This is a genomic window from Commensalibacter sp. W6292M3, assembly GCF_016101315.1.
In the GTDB taxonomy this organism is placed as follows: Bacteria; Pseudomonadota; Alphaproteobacteria; order Acetobacterales; family Acetobacteraceae; genus Commensalibacter; species Commensalibacter melissae.
Map to the genome: position 1 here is coordinate 19,644 of NZ_JACFQT010000007.1, position 8,916 is coordinate 28,559.

The window sequence follows — 8,916 nt, forward strand, 5'->3', positions numbered from 1 at the left end:
AATAGAAAAATGATTCAAGAAAAAAATGATGCGATATGCCAGGTAGTAAAGGAGGCAAAATAAGCCATGAAAAACAGATAACAGGCTGTTATTATGACCATCTTCCAGGAAGAGGTTTCTTTTTTTATAACCGCCAACGTAGAAAAGCATTGTGGAGCAAAAACATACCAGGCCAGAAAGGAAAGTCCTGTTGCTATACTCCATTGTGTTGAAAGAAAATGAACCAGTTGGCCCGGTGCATCAGAATCAACACCAGCTATGGAATAAACAGTTGCAAGAGACGTAACAGCAACCTCTCTGGCTGCCAATCCAAGGATAAGCGCAACACATATTTCCCAGTTAAAACCAATGGGTGCAAAAAGGGGTTGAATCCAGTGACCTATAATACCGGCAAAACTCCAATCAATGGCTGGACCTTGTGCACCAGCAGGCGGTTTTGGAAAGCTTGATAAAGCCCATAAAAGGATGCTGACCGTTAAGATGATTGTTCCTACGCGATTAACAAAGATTTCAATTCTTTGCCATAATCCAAACAAAATATTCCGAACACTTGGAAAACGGTAAGAGGGAAGTTCTAGTAAAAGGGTGTTATCATATGATTTTTTTCGTTTTTTAAGAAGTAAGGCCACTAAAAAGGCACTCGCGATTCCTAGTAGATAAAGACCAAACAGGACAAGACCTTGCAGGTTGAATATTATCCCGATGGTTTTATGAGGGATAAAGGCACTGATTAGTAAAGCATAAACTGGTAATCGTGCGGAACAAGTCATCAGAGGTGCAATGAGAATGGTAACTAGACGATCTCTAGCGCTAGGTATTGTCCGGGTTGCCATGATACCGGGAATTGCACAGGCAAAACTGGATAATAATGGGATGAAAGAACGACCATTTAATCCAACAGAAGCCATAATGCGGTCAAGTAAGAAGGCTGCTCTGGGCAAATACCCGGATTCTTCTAAGAATAAAATCCACAGGAAGAGAACAAGAATTTGAGGTAAAAAGGCGAATGTTGTTCCCACCCCCGCAAAAACACCATCAATAATTAAACTTCTCAAGGGACCTGTCGGTAATAAGTTGGCAATGATTTTTCCAAGCCAGTCTGTCAAATCCTGTATACCATCCATAAAGGGTTGGGCCCATGAAAAAACGGCCTGGAACATGATAAATAATAAAATGAGAAGGATTAAGGGACCAATAATGGGATGTAAAACCCATTGATCAATTTTTTCATCAAGCAGAACAGAATTTTCAGAAGAATTATGGACGCATTTCAGGAGAATTTTGCGTACTTCGACATGTAAATCGGTTTGATTATCAAGATCAATTGTTGGAATTTTAAAAGAGGTGTCGATATTGTCGACAAGTTTTTTAATTCCGTTTTTTTGGGTTCCTATTGTAGGGATAATGCAAATGCCCAAAATTGATTCTAGTTTTGGAATATCTATGTCGATTTTACGTTTTTTTGCAATGTCACTCATGTTTAGAGCGATCATCATTGGGCGCTTAAGACGGCAAATTTCAAGGGCGAATCTTAAATGTAATCGCGAATTTGTTGCATCAATAACGCAGATCAAGGCATCTGGTGGGGGTTCGTTACGATAGTTCCCCATACAAATATCCCTGGTGACTGCTTCATCAAGGCTGGTTGCTTTTAAACTGTATGCCCCCGGTAAATCGATAAGGGTAATCCTGTTTTTGGAGGGTGTGACGAATTGTCCCTCCTTACGTTCCACGGTGACCCCGGCATAATTGGCGACTTTCTGTCTACTTCCGGTCAATTGATTGAATAAAGCGGTTTTTCCGCAATTTGGATTGCCCACTAAAGCTATCTTTGAAATAGGGAATATGGATGATTCAGGCATAAATTAACAATCCAAATGTAAAATGATTCTGGCCGCTTCAGAACGGCGCAGCGCAAAACGGGTCGATCCGATTTGTACAGCAATAGGATTTGAGCCAAATGGCCCAAAGGCAATGATTTTGACAATTTCGCCTGGTACGAAGCCTAAATCACGTAAACGGTCTGCAATAGGATCAGGAGAAGAAAATTCTTCGACATGATCAATAACACTTGATTTCCCTGGGGAAAGCATACTTAAATTTGGAACAGTCATTATTTAAATTGAACTTAACTCTATCATTAAGAATGATTTGCGTTCTTAATAATATGGCAGAAAATTCGTGTTATGTCATCAATTTTGAATTTTATTTTATTTATGATGATTCTTATTCATTTATCGGGAGGATTGGTATAAAATAAACAAATGAAAAGAAAAAACTTTCTCTTTTACTCGATAAGTTGAGTTCATACAATATGAATTTGTAATGAAATGATACTTATTTTTTGAAAAATTGATTCTTTTTGCGAAGGAACGCTGCCTCATAAGAGGGGCAAAACTTTGGCAGGCATGTTGCCTAATTTTAAAAGGGACATAAATTTATGGATATCGAAAAATTTACTGAACGTTCAAGAGGATTTCTTCAAGCGGCACAGACAATTGCAATTCGTGATTTTCATCAGCAATTAACGCCTCAGCATTTATTGAAAGCGTTATTGGATGATGAGGAAGGAGCCGCAGCTTCCTTGATACGTGCAGCTGGCGGGGAACCCGCCATTGTCAAAACAACGGTTGAACATTCATTGGATTCCATGCCAAAAGTTCAGGGCGATGGTGCTGGACAGCCTCAAGCCATGCCAGAATTGGTTCGTGTCTTGGATGGCGCGGAAAAAGAGGCCACGAAGGCCGGGGACGAGTATGTTGCTCAGGATCGCCTGTTACTTGCCTTGGCTGCATCTGAAACACCAGCTGGTCAGGCCCTTCAAAAAGGGGGTGTTACAGCTCAAAATCTGGCAAGAGCGATTGATACTATTCGGAAAGGTCGTAAGGTTGACAGCCAGAATGCGGAGGCTTCCTTTGATGCGTTAAAAAAATATGCACGGGATATGACAGAGGTTGCCCGGCAAGGAAAATTGGATCCAGTGATAGGGAGAGATGAGGAAATTCGTCGAACGATTCAGGTCTTGGCTCGACGTACCAAAAATAACCCTGTGCTTATAGGTGAGCCTGGAGTTGGTAAAACTGCAATTGTTGAAGGTTTGGCATCACGGATCGTAAATGGTGACGTTCCAGAGGCATTGAAGAATAAACAGTTATTAGCCTTGGATTTGGGTGCCTTGGTTGCAGGGGCTAAATATCGGGGTGAATTTGAGGAACGTTTGAAGGCTATATTAAAAGAAGTGGAAGCTGCGGCTGGAAAAGTCATATTGTTTATTGATGAAATGCATACATTGGTTGGTGCGGGTCGTAGTGATGGAGCAATGGATGCATCAAATCTCATTAAACCTGAGCTGGCACGTGGCACCTTGCATTGTATTGGTGCGACAACCCTGGATGAATATCGCAAATATATTGAAAAAGATGCAGCTTTGGCACGGCGGTTTCAGCCTGTCTTTGTCGGGGAACCATCAGTAGCGGATACGATTTCAATTTTGCGGGGTATTTCTGAAAAATATGAATTGCATCACGGGGTTCGGATCAGTGATAGTGCTCTGGTGGCAGCGGCAACTTTATCCAATCGTTATATTACAGATCGATTTTTGCCGGATAAAGCAATTGATCTGGTAGATGAAGCCGCAAGTCGGTTACGGATGCAGATTGATAGCAAGCCAGAAGCGCTTGATGAGCTGGATCGTCGTTTGATTCAACTAAAAATTGAGCGTGAAGCTTTGAAAAGGGAGGAAGATTCAGCCAGTCGTGACCGTTTGGAAGCATTGGAGGTTGAGATTGCTGATTTAGAAGAAAAATCAAATGCAATGACTGCGGCCTGGCATGCTGAAAAGAATAAGGTTAATGATGTTCAAAAATTGCAGGAACAGCTGGATCAGGCCCGTTCAGAAGTTGAGGTTGCACAACGCCAAGGTAATTTGGCCCAAGCCTCTAAATTGATGTATGGTGTTATTCCAGAACTTCAAAAGAAAATTGAGGGTTTGCAAACCAAACAGCATGAACATCCAGATCAGGCGAATTTGGTTTCCAAATCAGTGACTGAAAATGAGATCGCGGCAGTTGTATCTCGGTGGACAGGTATTCCAGTGGATAAAATGCTGGAAGGGGAAAGGGCTAAGCTTTTACGAATGGAAGACGAGCTTCGTAAACGTGTCGTAGGACAGGAACCCGCCTTGAAAGCGGTTGCAAATGCTGTACGTCGGGCGCGGGCAGGATTGCAGGATCCAAACCGGCCTATTGGCTCTTTTTTATTCCTGGGTCCAACTGGAGTAGGTAAAACCGAACTGGCAAAAGCGCTTGCTTCATTCCTTTTTGATGACGAAAAAGCGATATTGCGTGTTGATATGAGTGAATTCATGGAAAAACATGCGGTTGCACGGCTGATTGGTGCTCCTCCAGGTTATGTTGGCTATGAAGAAGGGGGCGTTTTGACAGAGGCTATTCGCAGGAGACCTTATCAGGTTATTTTGTTTGATGAGGTTGAAAAGGCTCATGAGGATGTCTTTAACGTATTATTGCAGGTTCTTGATGATGGACGTTTAACAGATGGTCAAGGGCGAACCGTAGATTTTCGTAATACGATTATAATCTTGACAAGCAATCTTGGTTCTGAAATTTTGGCTAATCAGACAGAAGGTGAGTCAACAGAGCTTGTACAGGCTGAAGTTATGAAAGTTGTACGTGCCCACTTTCGTCCTGAATTTCTCAATCGTTTGGATGAAGTTGTTTTGTTCAGTCGATTGCAAAAGGCTGATATGGCAAAAATTGTGGATATACAATTACAGCGTTTACAAGGATTGCTTGAGGATCGTAAAATTAGGCTTGATCTGGATGAAAAAGCACATGCGTGGCTGGAGGAGGCTGGATATGATCCGGTTTATGGTGCACGTCCTCTAAAACGTGTCATACAACGAAATTTGCAAAATCAATTGGCAGAATTATTGTTGCAAGGCGATGTTTATGATGGGGATACTATTTCAATCAGTGCCAATGAGGCTGGTTTATTAATTCAGGGTAAATCAGTTATAGACAAAGCCTGATTTTCGTTAAAACTGGTTGAGTTCATTTCAACCAGTTTTTATTTATGATTATATTAAATATTGTTTAGCTTGTATAATATACGGACAGATAAATAAGTTTGATCTGATAGGATGTCTTTTATTATGGGAATTAAAAGATTTACCTTTTGTTCATCATGAAATTGGATGTTCGATAGGCATCTATGCTGACAAAAATTGATCGGTTTGACTAATAGAAACTTTTGCTTGTCTTTTGTCATTTCATTGGATGGGTTTAATCTTTTATAGATTCTATATGAGAATATTCTTTATAGAATTATAGTTGTTCCAGATAATCTATTAATTTGGTAATTTTTATATATAAAATCTATAGGTAAAACAGTCTGATTAACATATTGAAGTTTTCTTATATTTTTCTAAAATTAACAATTAAATTTATAAAATTGGATCGCTTTTAATTTTTTCATATCATAAATATTAATAAATTATTTAATAACTAAAAATTAAATTATTAGTTATTAAAATTAATTTTAAAATATATATTTATAATGGGTTAATAAACCGTCTTTTTATTTTTATTGAGCTAAATTCAAATTGCTTATTATTTTTACCCAAATAATGTCCTTGAGGACAACCGGTTCCTATTGATAAGGTGTCATGATAGTTAAAAAATCTAACATGATACATATAAAAATTGTTTTTTAAAGGTGTTGCAGTAGCAAATACTGTATGAGGATGTATCGTTTTATCATTATTTTCATAGATTGTGCATAAATCTATTCCCCCCCATTGTTGAATATGCATACCAATTTTGGGGTCTGAAGAGGGATATTTTTTTGCTATGATTTCCAGATCAATTTCCATATTCTGTAATTTTGGATCATGAATACGGATTAGATGATAATTATTTTGGTCGCCATCTGCAAAAGCGTAATTATCATTTTCTAAAGGTGTAAAGGTTGCATCATCAGCAGCTTGCCAGTCTTTTAAATTGTAATCTAATGTTATCCATGGATTTCCAATGGTTTTTGAATTACAAATGTTATCAAGAAAGATTTGTGTACTTGCAATCTGTTTTTGATGTTGCTCTCTGAATTTCGGTCTGTTCCAAATAACTTCCGTTGAATGGGACAAATATTGAATGTGATCATTATTTGGAATGGAAAAATTATTGGATCTACCATGACAAATATTGGGGAAAAACCAAGGTAGCAAACCTTCTTCAATATGCCTGGCAATAATCATATTTAATATGGATTGGTCGGCACAGAACCATTTGAAATTGGGGCTTTTTTCTTCTTCTTTTGTAGGAGGAAGAATATATTCTTTTACCCTGCACATTGCCAACCAGTCCAGTAAGATATCAAATGCAAAATCAGACACTTTTGCAATAATATTATTGGCAATCAGTAAAGGAAAATTTTGAACAAAAAGTGAATTTCCCCCTATTTCTTCAATTTGTCTGATGGAACAAAAATCAGAGGCTTTTAAAACTTGTTCTGTAAGTTCCCTGCCAATATAAAAATCACAAAAATTCAAGGCTTTATTGATAATCGTATTTATACTTTGTATAACAAGGCGCAGGGTTGGGTATTTGGCAATATTTGCATCAAGGTAAAAAATGACATCATCTTTTTCCATGGTTGAAAGAGCATGCAAAATAGTAAAGGGTTTCCAGCTGAATAATCCAAATTTGTGTGTATTAGGATTATTTCCCAGATTGTATTTATCAGGATATGCTTTAACTAATTCTCCCGCACCCATTTGATATAGTCGTTTGGGTGTATAAGCATCGAATTCGTGGCCAGCTTCTTCGACAAGTGATCGAACAGTTCTGACAACTTTTGTTAAATCACTTCCTTCGTCATTTGGGTTGCCTTCAGTATAAAAAACAACAAATTTAATACGCATATAGCTACCTTATTTATTTTACATAGTTTAATTATTTGTAATTAAATTGAAGTTAAAATTTAATTAATATTTGTTTTGTAAATTATTCAAAAATTTTTCCGCTATTTGGAAAAACATATATCACAAATTTAATGATAGTTACATCTCAAAAAATATTTAATTTAATACTTGCAATCGCAAAAACCTGAGTTTCCTACATCTGATAAGGTTTTGATTATTGTTCTATGATATCATTAAAACCCATGGAATGGAAATAAACAACCAGGTGACAAGGAAAAGAAGACCGAAGATAAAACCTAGTCTCCACCAAACCGAATTAGGGATAAACCCACTTCCATAATAGACAGCACTTGGTTCAGCGGCATAGGGAGTGACAATTCCCATAAATCCTAAAAGGGGAAGGATCAACAAAACATAATGATGAATATTAATTCCAGGAATGTGATTGGCGGCCCCGAGGAAGATGGGTAATAATGCAGCCGCATGGGCGGTATTACTTGCAAAGAAATAGTGTAGGCTATAGTAAATGCATAAAAGTAGAATCATTGCTGCGAGAGGTGAAAAATGAATGATATAAACGCTAATTAATTGACCAAACCAATTAATAAAGCCTGATTTGTTTAATCCGGAAGCAAAGGCGATCAAGGTTGCCAACCAGGTGAAAATATTCCATGCAGCTTTATTTTCCACGATATCATTCCATGTTAATAATTGGCTAATTAACATTGCTGAAACCACAACAATTCCTACCAGTGGAGGTGTAATAAATTTCCCACCTAAAATCCATAAAAGCAGTGCGCAAGTTACAAAAAAAACCAGTAACATTTCTTTTGCGGTTAAGGATCCTAACAGTTGTAATTCTTTATTGGCCCAGGTTGGAATGGCAGTGCTGGATTTAATTTCCGGCTTACAAAGATGATAACTCAATAAGGGAGAAATGGTAATCAGGACAAAGCAGGCTGGTAAGGTTACCATAAACCATTCCATCCATGTAATATTAATGCCGATGATTTTATTGACCATGCTGATTGACAAAAGATTAGGTGCCAGTGCGGTCATAAAAAATGAACTGGTAATGGAAGTTGAAACAATTCCTGTCCACATTAAATATGTACCAATTTTTTTTCGTGATGAATCAAAAGGGCGGGAATTATATAAAGGAGGTAGGTGACTAAGAACAGGATAAATAATGCCAGCACTACGTGCGGTACTTGATATGGTAAAGGGGGCAAGGATTGTATCTGTAAAAGTAATTGCATATCCTAGAGCCAAAGTATTTTTACCAAGTGATCGAACGAGTAATAAGGCGATGCGTTTTCCTAGTCCTGTTTTGTCGTAGGCGAGTGCAAAGGTAAATGCTCCGAAAATCAGCCATACGGTTGGGTTGGAAAATCCTGAAACAGCCCATTCAAATGCATTGACGGTTGGTTTAAATCCAGGCTGGGCCAATTCTTCGGAACTAAATAGAACATATGGTCCAAATAGGGCAGCAACGGAAATACCGATTAATCCAATGGCGCCACCAGGTAGGGGTTCTAAAATAAGCCCGACAATACATCCCAAAAAAATGGCAAAAAATCTCCATGCATGAGGTTCAAGCCCATGAGGGACTGGAATGATCAGGATGATTAATGTTGCAAGAATAGGACATAAACAGCGAAGGGCCTTACTCATACCGTGATCCTTATTTATTTTTAAATGTATAATATGCTGGAAATAAAATAAATTTCGTAATGAATTTTTGGTTATTAAAAAGAAATTTTAGTAAACTTTTAGTTATAAATTTTATAAAATTATTTCTTATTTTTAGATAGTTACGATATTTTTAAACATCAAAAAAATGTTCTTGATTAAAGGGGGAGGTATACCCTTTATTTCGTTTAAGTAAATGACTTACAAAAATATCAAGCCTAATTTAGATAAAACCAGATGCTATTGGAAACATTTTTTATTTTACTGTTGATGAGGTTGATATAGCG

5 protein-coding genes are annotated in these 8,916 nt (G+C 37.7%); 1 reads left to right on the top strand and 4 read right to left on the bottom strand.

Annotated features, from left to right (window positions below):
- Positions 1 to 14: 14 nt before the first annotated feature.
- Positions 15 to 1,862, bottom strand: coding sequence for a ferrous iron transport protein B (gene feoB, locus H3T57_RS09000; RefSeq protein ID WP_198194168.1), 1,848 nt, complete (start codon positions 1,860 to 1,862; stop codon positions 15 to 17).
- Positions 1,863 to 1,865: 3 nt separating this feature from the next.
- Positions 1,866 to 2,114, bottom strand: a complete 249-nt coding sequence (locus tag H3T57_RS09005; protein ID WP_110439607.1) for a FeoA family protein — start codon at positions 2,112 to 2,114, stop codon at positions 1,866 to 1,868.
- A gap of 326 nt (positions 2,115 to 2,440) precedes the next feature.
- Here H3T57_RS09005 and clpB point away from each other — a divergent pair, with 326 nt between their 5' ends.
- Positions 2,441 to 5,047: an ATP-dependent chaperone ClpB gene (gene clpB, locus H3T57_RS09010; RefSeq protein ID WP_198194170.1), complete on the top strand. Its 2,607-nt coding sequence runs from the start codon at positions 2,441 to 2,443 to the stop codon at positions 5,045 to 5,047.
- Between the two features lie 522 nt (positions 5,048 to 5,569).
- On the opposite strand, the gene H3T57_RS09015 is transcribed toward clpB, so the two are convergent.
- Positions 5,570 to 6,937: a hypothetical protein gene (locus H3T57_RS09015; protein WP_155564858.1), complete on the bottom strand. Its 1,368-nt coding sequence runs from the start codon at positions 6,935 to 6,937 to the stop codon at positions 5,570 to 5,572.
- A gap of 222 nt (positions 6,938 to 7,159) precedes the next feature.
- Positions 7,160 to 8,611, bottom strand: coding sequence for a DASS family sodium-coupled anion symporter (locus H3T57_RS09020; protein WP_198194172.1), 1,452 nt, complete (start codon positions 8,609 to 8,611; stop codon positions 7,160 to 7,162).
- Positions 8,612 to 8,916: the final 305 nt, after the last annotated feature.